This window comes from Gryllotalpicola sp. (assembly GCF_027352875.1).
Taxonomy (GTDB): Bacteria; Actinomycetota; Actinomycetes; order Actinomycetales; family Microbacteriaceae; genus Gryllotalpicola.
In genome coordinates this window covers 1-15,717 of sequence record NZ_DAIEII010000041.1, presented here as the reverse complement: position 1 = coordinate 15,717, position 15,717 = coordinate 1, and the positions used below count along the sequence as shown (strand labels likewise).

The window sequence follows — 15,717 nt, the reverse complement described above, 5'->3', positions numbered from 1 at the left end:
GGGGTGGATGCGAGCGGCCCAGAGCGCCTCGTCGGCGTAGATGTTGCCCACCCCGCTGACGACGGTCTGGTCGAGCAGCACGCGTTTGACAGCGCTGTCCTTCCGGCGCAGCGCGGCGACGACGGCGTCGTCGTCGAACAGCGCGTCGAGCGGGTCGCGGGCGATGTGCGCGACCTGGGTCGGGACCTCTCCCCCGGAATCCGCCGACACCAGCCGGTCGACGGCGAGCGAGCCGAAGGTGCGCTGATCGACGAAGTGGACGGCGATCTCGCCGTGCTCGGGATGCTCGAGGGTGATCCGAACCCTGAGGTGCGCCGCGCGCGGCGCGTCCGGGGTGCGCAGCAGCAGCTGGCCGGTCATGCCCAGGTGCGCCAGCAGAGCCGCCGGTCGAGCAGCCGGCGAAGCCGGCGTGTCGAAACCCGCCCCGATACGCGCCTGCGGCGCTGCTCGGCGATCGGAAAGGGAAAGCGGCATCCAGAGGAACTTCCCTCGTCTGGCCGTGCCGAGGATTCGCCGGCCGACGAGCGCGTCCTCGAATTCCCCGAGCGCGCGGTCGTGGCGGGTGAGCGCCCGGTCGTCGAGCACGTCGACGCCGGTGACGAGCGCGCCGGTGACGGCGGGGGCGAGGCCGAGGCGGACGACCTCGACCTCAGGAAGCTCGGGCACCCAGCAGTGTCCACGCCTCGAGGGCGGCGGCCATTTCGGCGTGCTTCTTGCTCGTGCCTTCGGCGCGCGCGGTGACCGCGGGGGCGATGCCGCCGACGGTCACCGTGGCGACGAAGATGCGGGCGTGGTCGGGACCGGTGCCCTCGACCTCGTACCGGGGCGGTTCGGCGCCGAGGCGGTCGGCGAGCTCCTGGAGGGATGTCTTCGGGTCGAGCGCGGCGCCGAAGCGCCCCGGGGCGGCCTCAAGGGGGGCGATGAGTCGCAGGACGAGAGCGGTCGCGGCGTCCCGCCCCGCCGACAGGTAGGCGGCGCCGATGATCGCCTCGACGGCGTCGGCGAGGATGGACGCCTTCGCGGCCCCGCCGCTCGCCGCTTCGCCGCGGCCGAGCAGGAGGAAGGCGCCGAGGCCGAGGCCGCGCGCGACCTCGGCGAGTGCCGCACCGCTCACGAGCGCGGCACGGCGCTTGGCGAGATCGCCTTCGTCGTAGTCGGGGAACTCGGCGTAGAGCTTGGTCGTGACGGCGAGGCCGAGCACCGAGTCGCCGAGGAACTCGAGGCGCTCGTTGTGCGCGGCCCCACCGTGCTCGTACGCCCAGGAGCGGTGCGTGACGGCCTGGGTGAGCAGGGCAGGGTCGATCTCGACCCCCAGACGCGCTTGAAGGGCGCCCAGATCGGGGCGCCCTTCAGAAGCGAATGCGTGTGCCGCGCCGCCCTCGTCGGCCGGATGGCTCGAGGAGTCGCGGCGGGACGACTCAGACGTCGGCGACCTTGCGGCCCTTGTACTCGAGGTACAACTCGGTGCCCTGCGAGTCGGTGACGACCTTCGCACGGTGGGGCAGGGAGTAGGTGACGCGGCCGTTCTCGACGGTCTTGACGAGCTTGGGGGCCTCCGCCTTCCACTGCGAACGGCGGCTGCGCGTGTTGGAACGCGACTGCTTGCGCTTGGGAACGGCCATGGCTAACTCTCTTCTGTCTCTGTTTCGGAAAGCTTCAACTCCCCGAGCGCGGCCCAACGCGGGTCGGTGGGCTCTCGGGGCGTGATGAACTCGGGGTGATCGGCCAGACGCTCACCGGTCTCAGGGTCGAGACCAGGGCAATCGGGGCGGCACACCGGCTGGAACGGCAGTGACAAGACCACCGAGTCTCTGACTAGAGGTTCAAGATCGACATGGTCGTCATGAATCTCGAAGTCAAAGGCTTCGTCAGAAGGATACGCGAAAAGCTCCTGGAATTCGACTTGGACGGGCTGCTCGATGTCGATGAGACAGCGCCCGCACACGCCGGTGGCGACGGTGTCGACCTCGCCGGAGACGACGATGCCGTCGTGGATCGACTCGAGCGTGACGTCGATCTCCATCGCCTGGCCTGCGGGCACGCTCACGAGACCTTCGCCGAGCTTCTCGGGAGCGGGGAATTCCAGCCTCACCTCGCGGTGATGGCCCGGTTGGTGGATGAGGTCGTAGACGGCGAGCGAATACGGGTTGGCGGGCGCGGACATAGACCGCAATTCTACGGTCGCCCGTACCGCGACAGTGGGACGAGCCCGGTCCGCAGTCGCTCGCCCAGAACCAGAACCGACCAACTGCTGTACCAGACCGGCCGCTGCGCAGTGGTTCGTCGTCACCGTCGACCCGGCCGTCGGCTGACAGCGATGGCCGGGTCGACGGTGACGACCGCGATGCGGGCGGCGTGGCCGGCGACATCGGCCACGGTGAGCACGCCGCTGCCGGCGATACCCGAGACGAGAGGCGCAGGGGCCTGCCGAGCCTCGGGATCGACCCGGCTCACAGCTGCCCCTTGAGGTGTGCGATGACGACGGCGGGCACGTAGGGGCTGATGTCGCCGCCGAGCGAGTACACCTCGCGCACCAGTGTCGAGGAGATGAGCGCGTGGGCGGGGTCGGAGACGACGAACACCGTCTCGACGCCGGCGAGGTTGCGGTTGAAGTACGCCATCGGCGTCTCGTACGAGAGGTCGACCTGACTGCGCACCCCCTTGACCAGCACCTGTGCGCCGACCCGCGTGCAGTAGTCGGCGAGCAGGCCGTCGGTGAAGACGTCGATGACGAAGTCGCCGGGGAATCCCTCGGCATCGATCGCTTCGCGAAGGAGCGTGGCGCGGTCGGCCGCCGAGAACAACGCCTTCTTCGACGGGTTGTGCATGACGAGCACGCGCACCTCGTCGAAGAGCTTCGCCGCTCGCTCGATGACGTCGAGGTGGCCATGGGTGACCGGGTCGAACGAGCCGGGGACGACGGCGATCCGCTTCATAGTGGTTTCAGACTATGCGGCCGGGCGCGCCGCGCGACACGACCAAGCGCAATGAGAGACGATCAGCTCTTGGTGATGAACTCGCGCTCGGTGTCGTCGAGGCGGCGCTCGAGCGCGCGCCGGAGGGCGGGGTGGTCCGTGAGCGTCGGATCGTCGGCGACGATGGATTCCGCGGCCTCGCGGGCCTCGACGATGACGTCGGCGTCGTGGGCTACGCGCAGCAGCTTCAGCGAGGTGCGGCCGCCAGCCTGCGCGCTGCCGAGCACATCGCCTTCGCGTCGCAGCTCGAGGTCGACCCGGGCGAGCGCGAAGCCGTCCGTCGTGGCCGCGACGGCGTCGACGCGCTCGCGCGCGGGGCTTCCCGGTTCGGCGCGCGTGACGAAGAGCGCAAGGCCCGGCACTCCTCCGCGGCCGACGCGGCCGCGGAGCTGGTGCAGCTGGGCGACGCCGAACCGGTCGGCGTCGAGCACGATCATCGTCGAGGCGTTCGGCACATCGACGCCGACCTCGATGACGGTGGTGGCGACGAGCAGGTCGATCTCGCCCGCGGCGAAGGCGCGCATGACGGCATCCTTCTCGGCCGAGGGCAACCGGCCGTGCAGCGCCGCCACGCGCGCGCCGGCGAGGGCGGGCGCCTCGCGCACGGCCTGAAGCGTCGCCTCGACGGTCGCGAGCGGCGGAGGGGGCACCGGGTCGCCGGCCTCGCCGAACTCGTCCTCGACCGGTTCGAGGTCCTCGCCTTCTTCGAGGCTCTTGGCGTCGATCGCAGCTGCGACGACGTAGACTTGGCGGCCCTTGGCGATCTCCTCGGCAGCGCGCTGCCACACTCTCGGCCACCACCCCGGCCGGTCGACGAGCGGCACGGTGAAACTCTCGATGCCGGCGCGCCCCGCCGGCAGCTCGGCGATCGTCGAGACGTCCAGATCGCCGAAGACCGTCATGGCGACCGTGCGCGGGATCGGTGTCGCGGTGAGCACCAGGGTGTGCGGCGCGGTGCGCCCCTTGGTGCGCAGCCTCTCGCGCTGCTCGACCCCGAAGCGGTGCTGCTCGTCGACGACGACGAGGCCGAGGTCGAAGAACTCGACCTGTTCGGAGAGCAGCGCGTGGGTGCCGACGACGATGCGGGCCTGCCCGCTGACGATGCGCAGCAGCGCCTTCTTGCGCTCGGCCTGCGGCATCGAGCCGGTGAGCAGCGTCGGCATGAGTTCGGCGGCGAGGTCGGGGCCAAGCGCCGCGGTGATCGAGCGCAGGTGCTGGGCGGCGAGCACCTCGGTGGGGGCGAGCAGGGCGGATTGCCCGCCGCTGTCGGCGACCGCGGCCATGGCCCGCACCGCGACGAGGGTCTTGCCCGAGCCCACCTCGCCCTGAACGAGCCGGTTCATGGGAGTCGTGCGGGCGAGGTCGGCGGCGATCTCGGCGCCGACGGCGCGCTGATCGGCGGTGAGCTCGAATGGCAGGGCGGCATCGAGGCGCTCCAGGTAGCCGCCGGGCGCGCTCTGCCGGGCGGTGCCCGGCGCCCGCTTCGCCGCCGCGCGACGCTGCAGCAGAGCGATCTGCAGCAGGAACGCCTCGTGGAAGGTGAGGGTGGCCCGGGCCCGACGCCAGTCGGCGTCGTTCTCCGGCCGATGGATGCGCTCCAGTGCCGCCTGGTAGGGCAGGAAGCGGTGGCGCTCCCGGATGGCGTCCGGCAGCGGGTCCTCGATGCCTGTCGGGTCGACGGTGTCGAGGGCCTGGGCGATGGCCGCCTGGACCTTCCAGCTCGGGATCGACGCGGTCGCCGGGTACACCGGGATGGGCTGCTCGGCCCATCGGCGCGCCGCATCCGGATCGGCGGGCGTCTCGTCGTCGAAGAGTTCGTAGTCGGGGTGGGTGAGTTGCATGACGCCGTTGAAGCGCGTGACCTTGCCCGAGAACGTGCCGCGGCGGCCGGGGGTGAGCTCGTGCATGCGCCACGGCTGGTTGAAGAACGTCGCCTCCAGTTGCGCGCCGGAGTCGTCCGCGAGGATGACCTCCTGCAGCGAGCCGTGGCGGGCGCGCATCTCCTTGCTGGCGGCGCGCCGCACCTCGGCCACGATCGTGACGAGATCGCCGTCGTGGAGGTCGGCGAGGGCGGTGAGCTCGCCGCGGCGGCTGTAGCGGCGGGGATAGTGGCTCAGCAGGTCGCCGACCGTCTCGAGGCTCCATGCCCGGTGGAGCATGCCGGCGGTGCGCCCGCCGACGGCGTACTTGAGCGCGGAATCCAGCGTGATCGCGCCGTCCATGCGCCCAGGCTATTGCGGCACGCCGACGCGAGTCGCCAGAAGCGCCCGAAAGCGGGCTTCGGATCAGGCGCTTCTGGCGACTCGCGCTACGGTGAGGCCGTGACGAGGATCATCGCGGGCGCGGCGGCCCGCGTGAGCCTGGCGGTGCCGCGTTCCGGCACGCGGCCGACGAGCGACCGGGTGCGCGAGGCGCTGTTCTCGGCGCTCGAGGCGCGCGATGCGTTGGACGGTGCTCGGGTGCTCGACCTCTACGCAGGCTCGGGGGCATTGGGCCTCGAGGCGCTTTCGCGCGGCGCGGTCTCGGCGGTCCTTGTCGAGAGGGACGCCACGGCGGCCGCGCTCTGCCGTCGGAACGCCGACGCGGTGCTGACCGCACTCCGGGCATCCGGCGATCGAACCGATCACCTGCCGTCGCCGAGCGTCGAGGTGCGCGCGGCCGCCGTGGACGCCTTCCTCAGGGGCGCACCCGGACCTTTCGACCTCGTCTTCAGCGATCCGCCGTACGGGGTGGCGGATTCCGTGGTCGCCGCGGATCTCGCGCTGCTGGCACCACTCCTCGCCGACGGTGCGGTCGTCGTCGTCGAGCGATCGTCGCGCTCCCCCGCGCCGGCCTGGCCTGCCGGAATCCGTCTCGAAGCCGTCAAGAAGTACGGCGAAACGGCCCTCTACGTGGCGACAACCCCCTGAGCGCCGGACCGAGATCGACACGGCGAAGGTGGTACATCGATGCCCCCGCCGAACGCCCGGCTCAGCGCGGGTAGCCTCGGATGGTGCCCGTCCGCCCGATCGCTCGCGTCTTCGCACTCGCGGGGGCCGCAGTGCTCGCTGCGACTCTTTCCGGCTGCGCGGCGACCGTGTCGATGACCGCGGCGGCCGCGGCGAACGACCCCGGCTGCGCCGCCGTCATCGTCCGGCTGCCCGATTCGGTCGCGGGGCTCTCGAAGGACGAGACCAACGCGCAGTCGACGGCCGCGTGGGGCAATCCCGTCGCGGTGCAGCTGCGGTGCGGGGTGACCCCGCTCGGGCCGACCACCCAGCCGTGCGTCGCCGTTGTCGTCAACGGCACGGAGTACGACTGGGTCCTCGAGAGCGATCCGCTCGCCGCGAACCTCAGCTACATCACGTTCGGACGCACCCCGGCGACCGAGGTGACGATCGCCCACGCTGCCGGGGGGGTGAGCGATTCGGATGTCCTCAACGCGCTCTCCGGCGCCATCGGGGCCGTGCCCCAGTCGCAGACCGCGAAGTGCCTCGGGGCGACGGACGCCCCTTAGCCGAGCGTGAGGGCTGCGGCCTCTCGGCGGCACGGGACGAGCGGCGATCTCCGGATCGCCGCTTTCAGAGCCCTAGAGCCAACTCGATCAGCGCATCCAGAAGCGCCTCGTAGCTGAGACCGCTCGCCTGCCAGCACTTCGGGAACATCGAGATGGGCGTGAACCCTGGCATGGTGTTGATCTCGTTGAGCACGAAGCCGTCCGGGGTGAGGAAGAAGTCGACCCTGGCGAGGCCGGCTGCGCCGATCGCCGTGAAGGCGCGGACCGCGAGGTCCTGCATCACCCTGAGCTCCTCGTCGGCGAGCGGGGCCGGGCATACGAGATCGATGCCCGGTGCGTCGAGGTACTTCCCTTCGAAGTCGTAGAACTCGCGACCCGTGATGACGATCTCGCCTGCGACGGAGGCCCTGGGGCTCTCGCCGGGCCGGGCACCGAGCACGCCGAGTTCGACTTCGCGGCCGACGATCGCCGCCTCGAGGAGCACCTTCTGATCCTCGGCGAACGCCCGGCGGAGCGCCGCGGCCAGCTCTGCCGCGACATGCACCTTGCTCACACCCATGCTCGACCCGGCGCGGGCGGGCTTGACGAAGAGCGGGTAGCCGAGCGACTCGGCGGCGGCCTGGGCGGCGAGCGGCGCATCCGCCCATTCCGAGGCCGTGACCGTGTGCGAGGGCGCGACGGGGATGCCGGCGGCGCGGAACATCACTTTGGCGAAGTCCTTGTCCATGCCGAGCGCGCTCGCGAGCACGCCGGAGCCGACATACGGCAGGTCGATGAGCTCGAGGAGGCCCTGGATCGTGCCGTCCTCCCCGAACGGTCCATGCAGAATCGGGAATACGACGTCGACATCGCCGAGCGAAGCCGCCTTCCCGTCCGAGACGACCTTCATCTCGCGGGTCGCGGCGCTCTCGGGCCAGAGCACGCGGGTGCCGTTGTCGAGCACCTCGGGCAGCGCCTCGGGGTCGAGTCTCCAGTCGTCCGGATCGCCGGATGCCAGCACGCAGGCGCCGGCGCGCGTGATGCCGACCGGCACGACCTCGTACTTCTCAGGGTCGAGGGCTGCGAGGATCCCGCCCGCCGTCGCGCAGCTGATGGAATGCTCGCTGGAGCGCCCGCCGAAGAGCAGAACCACCCTGCGTCGTGTCATCGGCAGCTCTCTCCTCCTGCGGAACATCGGTGTCGGTGGTGAGATGGGGGGCGATGTCCTTGGGATCCAGGGTACCGGCGAGCACTTGGCGCACCTGCTCGACGATGGGCATGTCGACGCCCTTCTCGCGCGCCAGGGCCAGGATCGGCTCGACCGAGGCCAGCCCCTCCGCCGTCTGGTTCATCTGCTTGACGACCTCGCCGAGCGCGAGGCCCTGCCCGAGGAGACGACCTGCGGTGTTGTTGCGCGACAGCGGCGACTGGCAGGTCGCGATGAGGTCGCCGAGACCGGCGAGGCCGGAAAGCGTCTGCGCCTCGGCTCCGTAGGCGACCGCGAAGTCGGTCATCTCGGCGAGCCCGCGCGTCATGATCGAGGCCTTGGTGTTCTCGCCGTAGCCCACGCCGTCGACGATGCCGATCGCGACGGCGATGAGGTTCTTCAGCACCCCGCCGAGTTCCGTGCCGATGACGTCGGTGCCGACGAACGTCCGGAAGTACTGGGTGGATGCCGTGACCGCGACCGCTGCCGCCGTCTCGACGCCGGTCGAGGCGACGACCGACGCGGTGGGCTGCTCGCGCGCGATCTCCAGGGCGAGATTCGGACCGGACAACACGGCGATCCGCGTCGGGTCGATCTCGAGCACCTGCTCGACGACCTGGCTCATCCGAAGCCCCGAGCCCTTCTCGACGCCCTTCATAAGGCTGATCACCGGGGCATCCTCGGGCAGGTACGGCAGGACCTCGATGAGGATCTCGCGCAGCTTCTGGCTCGGGACGGAGAGGTAGACCTGCTCCGCCTCGTCGAGCGCCTGGGCGAGGCGCGCTGTGGCGGTGAGCCGCTTCGGCAGGTTGATGCCGGGCAGGTAGTCGGAGTTCCGCTTCGCCTCACGGATCTCGCGCGCCAACTCCGGCCGGCGAGCCCACAGCGTCACGTCGGCGCCGCCATCGGCGAGCACCTTCGCGAAGGTCGTGCCCCAGCTTCCGGCGCCGATGACGGCGACGCGCGCCACGTGCGGCCTACGACTCAAAGCGGCCGTGTTCCTTCTGACCCCGCGCGGTCGGGTCCCATCGGGCGGCCGGCGCCTTCTCGCCGCGCAGCGTCTCGAGCTGTGCGGTGATCGCAGCCATGATGTCTTCCGTCGCCTCGGCGAGCAGGCGCGCGTCGATGTGCTTTCCGGCATACTTCGACAGGTCGACGGGCTCGCCGATGGCGAATGCGATCGGGTGACGCGGGAAGAGCTTGATCGACTTGCCGTAGCGGGCCATGAGTTCCTGAGCGCCCCAGTGCGCGACCGGGATGACCGGGATGCCTTGCTCGAGAGCGATCCGCGCCGCCCCCGGGTTGCCGCGCATCGGCCACATGCCGGGGTCGCGCGTCAGCGAGCCCTCGGGATACACGACGATGATCTGCTGCTTCTCGACGAGCTGGCGCGCGGCGGCGAGCGGCGACTCGTGCTTGGCCACCTCGCGCGGCGCGCGGTGCACCGGGATCTGGCCGGACTTGCGCAGGAACCAGCCGACCACCGGCACGCGGAACAGGCTGTCCTTCGCGAGGAACCGTGGCTGCCGGCCGCGCTGCCACAGCATCATGCCCACGATGACGGGGTCGATCTCGCTGTAATGGTTCGGAGCGACGACGTAGGCGCCTGTCAGCGGCAGCCGTTCGGGATTCCGGACCGTGAACTTCACCGAGAGGCCGAGCAGCGCGAAGCAGGACCCCGCCATGAACCAGAAGACCGACGGCCGGCCGGTCTCTTTACGCGCCACGCCTAACCCTCGAGCACGAAGTCGGCGCCGAGCTGCTGCAGCTTGCCGATGAAGTTCTCGTAGCCGCGGCTGATGATGCCGACGTTGCTCACCCGCGAGGTGCCCTGAGCGCTGAGCGCCGCGATGAGGTGGCTGAAGCCGCCGCGCAGGTCGGGGACCACGATGTCAGCGCCGTGCAGCTCGGTCGGGCCGGAGATGACGGCCGAGTGGTAGAAGTTGCGCTGCCCGAACCGGCACGGGTGGCCGCCCAGGCACTCCTTGTGGATCTGGATGTTGGCGCCCATCTCGTTGAGGGCTTCGGTGAATCCGAAGCGGTTCTCGTACACCGTCTCGTGAACGATCGAGACCCCGTCGGCCTTGGCGAGCGCGACGACGAGCGGCTGCTGCCAGTCGGTCATGAATCCGGGGTGCACATCGGTCTCGATGACGACCGGCTTGAGCTTGCCGCCGGGGTGGTAGAAGCGGATGCCGTCGTCGGCGATGTCGAATGCGCCGCCGATCTTGCGGTACACGTTGAGGAAGGTGAGCATCTCGGGCTGGTGGGCGCCACCGACGAAGATGTCGCCTCCGGTGGCGAGCGCCGCCGCCGCCCACGACGCCGCCTCGTTGCGGTCGAACAGCGCGGTGTGACTGTAGCCGTGGAGGCTCTCGACACCCTCGATGCGGATGACGCGGTCGGTGTCGACCGTGATGATCGCGCCCATCTTCTGGAGGATGTTGACGAGGTCCATGATCTCGGGCTCGATCGCCGCGCCCTTGAGCTCGGTGATGCCCTCGGCCATCGTCGCGGTGAGCAGCACCTGCTCGGTCGCGCCGACGCTCGGGTAGGGCAGTTCGATCTTGGCGCCCCTAAGGCCGGCCGGCGCGGTCATGGCGATGCCGCCCGCTTGCTTGTCGACTATCGCGCCGAACTTGCGCAGCACCTCGAGGTGGTAGTCGATGGGGCGGTCGCCGATGCGGCAGCCGCCGAGGTCGGGGATGAATGCTTCGCCGAGGCGGTGCAGCAGCGGACCGCAGAACAGGATCGGGATGCGGCTGCTGCCGGCGTGCGCGTCGATCTCAGCGAAGTGCGCGCTCTCGATGTTGACCGGGTCGAGGCGGAGCGTCTCGGCGTCGATGTTGTCGACTTTGACGCCGTGGACCTCGAGGAGGCTGCGGACGACCTGCACGTCGGAGATGTCCGGCACCGATCGCAGCTCGCTCGGCGAGTCGCCGAGGAGTGCGGCGACCATGGCCTTGGTGACGAGGTTCTTCGCGCCCTTCACCTGGATGCGCCCGCGCAGCGGAATCCCACCATTGATGGTGATCGCATTGGCGGTGAGACCCACGCGCGCCCCGGAATCCTGAGCGTCCTGGAGGAGAGTGTTCACACTGAACCCTTCGCTAGCGGTCTGTCATACCTGGGCCCTGGCCGGCAGCGTCGTGGGCCGCCAAGCCTCTCTACGGGATTCGAATTCTGAGATCTGCGACTCGTTGCGCAGCGTGAGGCCGATGTCGTCCAGGCCTTCGAGCAGTCGCCACCGAGTGTAATCGTCGATGCCGAAAGTGACGGTGAAGCCCTCGGCGCGTACCTCGCGCGCCTCGAGGTCGACGGTGAGCTCGCGGCCGGGCGCCGCTTCCAGGTATGCCCAGAGCCTCTCGGCATCCGCCTCGCTGATCTGGCCCGTGAGCAGGCCCTGCTTGCCGGAGTTGCCGCGGAAGATGTCGCCGAAGCGCGGCGAGAGGATGACGCGGAAGCCGTAGTCGTGCAGCGCCCACACGGCGTGCTCGCGCGAGGAGCCGATGCCGAAGTCGGGGCCTGCGACGAGGACCCGGGCGCCCTGGTAGGCGGCCTGGTTGAGGATGAAGTCCGGGTCCTGGCGCCAGGCGGAGAACAGCGCGTCGTCGTAGCCCGTCTTGGTGACCCGCTTGAGGAACACGGCGGGGATGATCTGGTCGGTGTCGACGTTGGAGCGTCGGAGCGGCACGGCGACGCCGGTGATCGAAGTGATCTTCTCCATGACTAGTCGGCGTCCTTTCCCGGAACCCGACGAAGCACCGCGTCGTCGGCGCCGACGTTGCGGCGACCATCCACCGGATCGTCGCTTTCAGGTCCAGCGCGCAGATCCCACGGGCTCGAGAGCGTCCCGCGGATCGCGGTCGCCGCGGCGACGAGCGGCGAGACGAGGTGCGTGCGGCCGCCCTTGCCCTGCCTGCCCTCGAAGTTGCGGTTGCTCGTCGAGGCGCACCGTTCGCCCGGAGCGAGCTGGTCGGGGTTCATGCCGAGGCACATCGAGCAGCCGGCGAAGCGCCATTCGGCGCCGAAGTCCTCGAAGACCCTGTCGAGGCCCTCGGCCTCGGCCTGGATGCGCACCCGCGCGCTGCCGGGGACGACCATGACGCGCACCCCGTCGGCCTTCTTCTTGCCCTTGACGATGGAAGCGAAGGCGCGGAGATCCTCGATGCGGCTGTTCGTGCAGGAGCCCATGAAGACCGCGTCGACCTTGATGTCCTTGAGCCGGGTGCCCGCCGTGAGGTCCATGTACTCGAGAGCGCGCTCGGCAGCGGCGCGGTCGTTGGGGTCGGCGTAGCTCGCCGGGTCGGGCACCGCGTCGCTGAGGGAGACGCCCTGGCCGGGGTTGGTGCCCCAGGTCACGAAGGGCTCCAGCGTGTCGGCGTCGATGTCGACCACGGCGTCGAAGACCGCATCCTCGTCGGTGACGAGAGTCGTCCAATAGGCGAGCGCGGCATCCCAGTCGGCGCCCGCCGGGGCGTGCGGACGGCCCTTGAGGTAGGCGAAGGTCGTTTCGTCGGGCGCGACCATGCCGGCGCGGGCGCCGGCCTCGATCGACATGTTGCAGATCGTCATGCGGCCCTCCATCGAGAGGGCGCGGATGGCGCTGCCGCGGTATTCGAGCACATAGCCCTGGCCGCCGCCGGTGCCGATCTTGGCGATGATGGCGAGGATGATGTCCTTCGCGGTCACGCCCGGCCGCAGCGCACCTTCGACGTTGATCGCCATGGTCTTGAACGGGGCGAGCGGCAGCGTCTGCGTGGCGAGCACGTGCTCGACCTCGCTCGTGCCGATGCCGAAGGCCATCGCGCCGAACGCGCCGTGGGTCGAGGTGTGGGAGTCGCCACAGACGACGGTGATGCCGGGCATCGTGAGGCCGAGCTGCGGGCCGACGACGTGGACGATGCCCTGCTCGATGTCGCCGAGGGAGTGTAGGCGGATGCCGAACTCCTCGGCGTTCCTCCGCAGCGTGTCGATCTGGGTGCGGCTCGTGAGGTCCGCGATGGGCAGATTGATGCCGAGCGTCGGAGTGTTGTGGTCCTCGGTCGCGATGGTGAGGTCGGGGCGCCGCACCGGCCGACCGGCCTGGCGCAGGCCGTCGAAGGCCTGCGGGCTTGTGACCTCGTGCACGAGGTGGAGGTCGATGTAGACGAGGTCCGGCTCGCCGTTCTCGCCGGCGACGACGAGGTGGTCGCGCCAGACCTTTTCAGCGAGCGTCAGCGGCTTCGTTGCAGCGGAAGTAACAGCGGGCATAACCCCCGAGTCTACGTCGCGCGATGCGCCGTCACTGGAAGGTCGCCGAGCATCAGCACCGCGCCGGACTCGACGTGCGCGGTCTGGTTCGCCACCAGTTCGACCGGCTCGGCTGCGGGATTGCTCAGCAGCGTGCCGTTCGTCGAGCCGAGGTCGGCGACGGTGAGGGTCTCCCCTGCCGGATCGACGGTGAGGGCGGCATGGGTCTTGGACGCCGAGCGGGTGGCATCGGGCAGGCGGATGAGTCGGGCCCCGAGGCGTCCCTGCTGAACAACGGGTTTGCGGCCGACGAGGGTGATACCGGATGCGAGCGGAATCCGCGTGCCGTCGGGCAACTCGAGGCGCCAACCGGCGCGGCGGGCTGCGAGGAGAGTCTCATCGACTTCTCCCCGGTCGCTCGGTGCGTGCGAAGCATCGTTCCGCTGCGCGGCGTCGGCGCTGTCCGACGACCGGGTTCCCAGCGTCGCCCCGCACTCCGTGCAGAACCGCCCGTCGCCGCTCGCGCCGCACCGTGAGCACTCCATCGCCCGCTCCCCCTCCGTTGCACGTGGGCGCCACGCTAGCGAAAACCGCCGCCCCGGCCGCCGCCCGTCGGTGCGCCTCGGGATAACTCGCTCGGGTCTGATCGCTACACGATGACTGGTAACCACACAGTAGGGCAGGTCAACCCCGACAAGGCGTGTCGTCACTACTCGGTGACCGATAACACCACGTCCCAGAACTTGACCGATCTGGCACGAAATTACGGGCGCGTCAAGTAGAGGATTCCCTGGATGAGCGCCTGCCGGAACGTCAAAAGCTGTCCTCGGTTGGCCGTCAACTCCGGTTGACCTGATAGATGGCGGTCGTCGCCTGCTGACCGGCAGCGGGCCGCTCGGTGACGGCGATGGCATCTCCCCAAAGACCGATAACAGCAATTTGGTGATCGAACCAACCGGGCCCCGTCGACGTAGCTTGACCTATCTGCTTGCCAGTCGCCGGGTCGAGCACGACAATGGCGTTCCCCGCCGGATAGGAGATAGCCACACCGTCTCCGTCCGCGTAGAGCAGGTCGCCATACGCCTTAGGCGCCGACCAGAGTTTCTTGCCTGTCGTGAGGTCAAAGGCGACGATGTCGTCACTGTCGCCAGTGATCAAGCTGTTGCCCACGTGGTACGCCGACCCGAAGGTGACGGTTTCCTGTCTCCCGATGTCTAGGTGCGCGCCCAGCCTCAGCGCGCCGGATGAGAAGTCGGCAACGACCGTGCTGACGTCATCCGTGAAGTTGCCCTCATCGTCGGTGTTGCCGTAACCGTCCGCCCCGTTGCAGGCCACTTCGTTGCCGCCGTCGGCGAGAAGAAGTGGGTCCACGGACGCGAACTTGAGTCCCCGGTCTGGTAGATCGGCGGAGAGGTTACCTAGATATGGCAATTGGGTGCTGTCGCAGACGCGGGGAATCGACGCCACCGGGGCGCCGTTGGCGGAGCTGACGAGCATGACTGGCGATGAGCCTCCGGCCGGCAATGGCGCCCCGGTAGACGGGCCAAGCACGATGTACTGCGCGGTGACCGCGACGATGCCGAAACCGTAGTCACTGGCATCTGTGGGTGCCAGCTCTGAGAGCGACTTGCTCCAAAGGGACCGGCCGCTTGCGGGATCCAGCCTTGTCAGGGTCCGAACCTTCTTAGTTGTATCGACGTAGATGGCAGCGAGCACGCCACCCCCGGCCGTGACATAGGTGTACCTGGGGGCATCGGTCGCCGGATATGTCGGAGTCGGCGCCGGGGCGAGCGTCCACTCAGCCAGGCGTCCTTCCGAGTCGAGCAAGGTCAGCCCGCCCAGCGCATCGCTGGCTGCGCTGTCATCTGATATCCCCGCAAGGAACCAGCCGCAGCCAGCGTCACCGTCAAAGCCGTTGCCAAGTGTTATTGCGAGCTCTGCGACCGGCGGGATTCCATTTAGTCCGGCCTGAACGCCAGCCCCGCAACTGGCCGACTCATCTGAAGAACTGCCGGTGCAGCCTGCGAGGCTGAAGAGGGCGGGAAGTAGCGGGGCGGCAACGAATGCTGCAAAGACGCGCGGGTAGCTCACACCGATGACTGTAAGACACGCCTTGGCTTGGCATTCCCGGTCGTCCTTTAATAGCCAGTCCTCAGTTGTTGCACTGCGTACGACACGTTCCCCGTCAGGGTTGTCGACTGAGCAAGCTACGTTGCCCATGATCGTAGCCCCCCCCCGGTCATCGTCGGCGTCGATCATCGACCCCTGAGCTGGGTTCGCCGCGAACGGCTCGGAGGTCACTGCCGCGGGGCGAATCCACAGGCGCTATAGAGAGGTCGCGAGCCGTACAATCGCAGTGTTCCGGGTGCCCGCACCACCCTGTCCGGGAGGAATGGGGTGCCGTCGTGCCACGACTCGACTTCCTCGACCGCTTCCGCCCGGTCGGCACCCCCGGCCCCGCTGGTCCGGTCGGCATCCCGACGAACGAGGCGACCGGTCCCGCGGCGGAGCTCGCCCCGGTGTTCGCCGCCCTCATCGCCACCTTCGCGACGAACGAGCAACTCGTCGCCGATGCCCGGACCGCGGGCGCCGCGCGCATCGAGGCGGCGCGGCGACAGGCCGCCGGCCTCGTCGCAGCGGCGCAGCAGGACGCGCCGGCCGCCCGTGCCGACGCGGCCGCACGCGTTGTCGAGCAGGCGGATCGGAACGCGGTAGCCGAACTCGCCGCTGCGCAGGACGAGGCCGGGCGAATCACCGCAGCGGCCGCCGCCCGGCGCGACCGGCTCGTCGCGCGCGCCGTCGCGCACCTCCTCGGCGGCGCGGCATGA

General features: G+C 69.6%; 18 protein-coding genes. 3 read left to right on the top strand and 15 right to left on the bottom strand.

Going from position 1 to position 15,717, the window contains the following annotated elements; all coding sequences use genetic code 11:
• From M7D61_RS04815 to M7D61_RS04785, 7 genes are all read right to left on the bottom strand, one after another.
• On the bottom strand, positions 1 to 666 hold a 666-nt coding region (locus M7D61_RS04815; protein ID WP_298228138.1), incomplete at its 3' end, for a DNA-formamidopyrimidine glycosylase family protein.
• Complete coding sequence (gene rnc, locus M7D61_RS04810; protein WP_298228140.1) at positions 650 to 1,336, bottom strand: ribonuclease III; 687 nt, start codon at positions 1,334 to 1,336, stop codon at positions 650 to 652. The genes M7D61_RS04815 and rnc, both read right to left, overlap by 17 nt.
• An 82-nt stretch (positions 1,337 to 1,418) precedes the next feature.
• A complete protein-coding gene (gene rpmF / locus M7D61_RS04805; protein ID WP_298228136.1) occupies positions 1,419 to 1,622 on the bottom strand; it encodes a 50S ribosomal protein L32 in 204 nt (67 codons plus the stop codon).
• A 2-nt stretch (positions 1,623 to 1,624) separates the two neighbouring features.
• The gene (locus M7D61_RS04800; RefSeq protein WP_298228134.1) at positions 1,625 to 2,164 is read right to left on the bottom strand and encodes a YceD family protein; all 540 of its coding nucleotides are present in this window, start codon (positions 2,162 to 2,164) and stop codon (positions 1,625 to 1,627) included.
• A gap of 122 nt (positions 2,165 to 2,286) precedes the next feature.
• Entirely contained in the window at positions 2,287 to 2,454 is a 168-nt protein-coding gene (locus tag M7D61_RS04795) for a hypothetical protein (protein WP_298228132.1), read from the bottom strand.
• Positions 2,451 to 2,936 carry a pantetheine-phosphate adenylyltransferase gene (coaD, locus tag M7D61_RS04790; RefSeq protein ID WP_298228130.1) on the bottom strand — a complete coding sequence of 162 codons (486 nt, stop codon included), beginning with the start codon at positions 2,934 to 2,936 and terminating at the stop codon, positions 2,451 to 2,453. The genes M7D61_RS04795 and coaD overlap by 4 nt, the downstream gene beginning before the upstream one ends.
• A 62-nt stretch (positions 2,937 to 2,998) precedes the next feature.
• Positions 2,999 to 5,197, bottom strand: a complete 2,199-nt coding sequence (locus tag M7D61_RS04785) for an ATP-dependent DNA helicase RecG (RefSeq protein WP_298228128.1) — start codon at positions 5,195 to 5,197, stop codon at positions 2,999 to 3,001.
• Positions 5,198 to 5,296: 99 nt separating this feature from the next.
• Between M7D61_RS04785 and rsmD the strand changes: the two genes are divergently transcribed.
• Entirely contained in the window at positions 5,297 to 5,884 is a 588-nt protein-coding gene (gene rsmD / locus M7D61_RS04780; RefSeq protein ID WP_298228126.1) for a 16S rRNA (guanine(966)-N(2))-methyltransferase RsmD, read from the top strand.
• Positions 5,885 to 5,967: 83 nt separating this feature from the next.
• The gene (locus M7D61_RS04775; protein ID WP_298228124.1) at positions 5,968 to 6,471 is read left to right on the top strand and encodes a DUF3515 family protein; all 504 of its coding nucleotides are present in this window, start codon (positions 5,968 to 5,970) and stop codon (positions 6,469 to 6,471) included.
• 64 nt (positions 6,472 to 6,535) lie between these two features.
• On the opposite strand, the gene M7D61_RS04770 is transcribed toward M7D61_RS04775, so the two are convergent.
• The 8 genes from M7D61_RS04770 to M7D61_RS04735 all read right to left on the bottom strand — a co-directional run bounded on the left by M7D61_RS04770 (position 6,536) and on the right by M7D61_RS04735 (position 14,980).
• Complete coding sequence (locus tag M7D61_RS04770; RefSeq protein ID WP_298228122.1) at positions 6,536 to 7,618, bottom strand: D-alanine--D-alanine ligase family protein; 1,083 nt, start codon at positions 7,616 to 7,618, stop codon at positions 6,536 to 6,538.
• Positions 7,518 to 8,627, bottom strand: a complete 1,110-nt coding sequence (locus tag M7D61_RS04765; RefSeq protein WP_298228120.1) for an NAD(P)H-dependent glycerol-3-phosphate dehydrogenase — start codon at positions 8,625 to 8,627, stop codon at positions 7,518 to 7,520. The genes M7D61_RS04770 and M7D61_RS04765 overlap by 101 nt, the downstream gene beginning before the upstream one ends.
• Before the next feature lie 7 nt (positions 8,628 to 8,634).
• Positions 8,635 to 9,384, bottom strand: coding sequence for a lysophospholipid acyltransferase family protein (locus M7D61_RS04760; protein ID WP_298228119.1), 750 nt, complete (start codon positions 9,382 to 9,384; stop codon positions 8,635 to 8,637).
• A gap of 2 nt (positions 9,385 to 9,386) precedes the next feature.
• On the bottom strand, positions 9,387 to 10,754 hold the full coding sequence (gene murA, locus M7D61_RS04755) for a UDP-N-acetylglucosamine 1-carboxyvinyltransferase (RefSeq protein WP_298228117.1): 1,368 nt from the start codon (positions 10,752 to 10,754) through the stop codon (positions 9,387 to 9,389).
• A 24-nt stretch (positions 10,755 to 10,778) separates the two neighbouring features.
• A complete protein-coding gene (gene leuD / locus M7D61_RS04750; protein WP_298228116.1) occupies positions 10,779 to 11,384 on the bottom strand; it encodes a 3-isopropylmalate dehydratase small subunit in 606 nt (201 codons plus the stop codon).
• 2 nt (positions 11,385 to 11,386) lie between these two features.
• Positions 11,387 to 12,910, bottom strand: a complete 1,524-nt coding sequence (gene leuC, locus M7D61_RS04745) for a 3-isopropylmalate dehydratase large subunit (protein WP_298228115.1) — start codon at positions 12,908 to 12,910, stop codon at positions 11,387 to 11,389.
• Positions 12,911 to 12,921: 11 nt separating this feature from the next.
• Positions 12,922 to 13,245 (bottom strand): FHA domain-containing protein, encoded by a 324-nt coding sequence (locus M7D61_RS04740; protein WP_298228113.1) that lies wholly within the window; start codon positions 13,243 to 13,245, stop codon positions 12,922 to 12,924.
• A 481-nt stretch (positions 13,246 to 13,726) separates the two neighbouring features.
• Complete coding sequence (locus tag M7D61_RS04735; protein WP_298228110.1) at positions 13,727 to 14,980, bottom strand: PQQ-binding-like beta-propeller repeat protein; 1,254 nt, start codon at positions 14,978 to 14,980, stop codon at positions 13,727 to 13,729.
• A 314-nt stretch (positions 14,981 to 15,294) separates the two neighbouring features.
• Between M7D61_RS04735 and M7D61_RS04730 the strand changes: the two genes are divergently transcribed.
• Entirely contained in the window at positions 15,295 to 15,717 is a 423-nt protein-coding gene (locus tag M7D61_RS04730; protein WP_298228108.1) for a hypothetical protein, read from the top strand.

Excerpts from the sequence above, each read along its gene's own strand:
- rpmF (WP_298228136.1), bottom strand. The coding sequence starts at position 1,622 with ATGGCCGTTCCCAAGCGCAAGCAGTCGCGTTCCAACACGCGCAGCCGC.
- M7D61_RS04800 (WP_298228134.1), bottom strand. The coding sequence starts at position 2,164 with ATGTCCGCGCCCGCCAACCCGTATTCGCTCGCCGTCTACGACCTCATC.
- coaD (WP_298228130.1), bottom strand. The coding sequence starts at position 2,936 with ATGAAGCGGATCGCCGTCGTCCCCGGCTCGTTCGACCCGGTCACCCAT.
- M7D61_RS04785 (WP_298228128.1), bottom strand. The coding sequence starts at position 5,197 with ATGGACGGCGCGATCACGCTGGATTCCGCGCTCAAGTACGCCGTCGGC.
- M7D61_RS04770 (WP_298228122.1), bottom strand. The coding sequence starts at position 7,618 with ATGACACGACGCAGGGTGGTTCTGCTCTTCGGCGGGCGCTCCAGCGAG.
- leuD (WP_298228116.1), bottom strand. The coding sequence starts at position 11,384 with ATGGAGAAGATCACTTCGATCACCGGCGTCGCCGTGCCGCTCCGACGC.
- leuC (WP_298228115.1), bottom strand. The coding sequence starts at position 12,910 with ATGCCCGCTGTTACTTCCGCTGCAACGAAGCCGCTGACGCTCGCTGAA.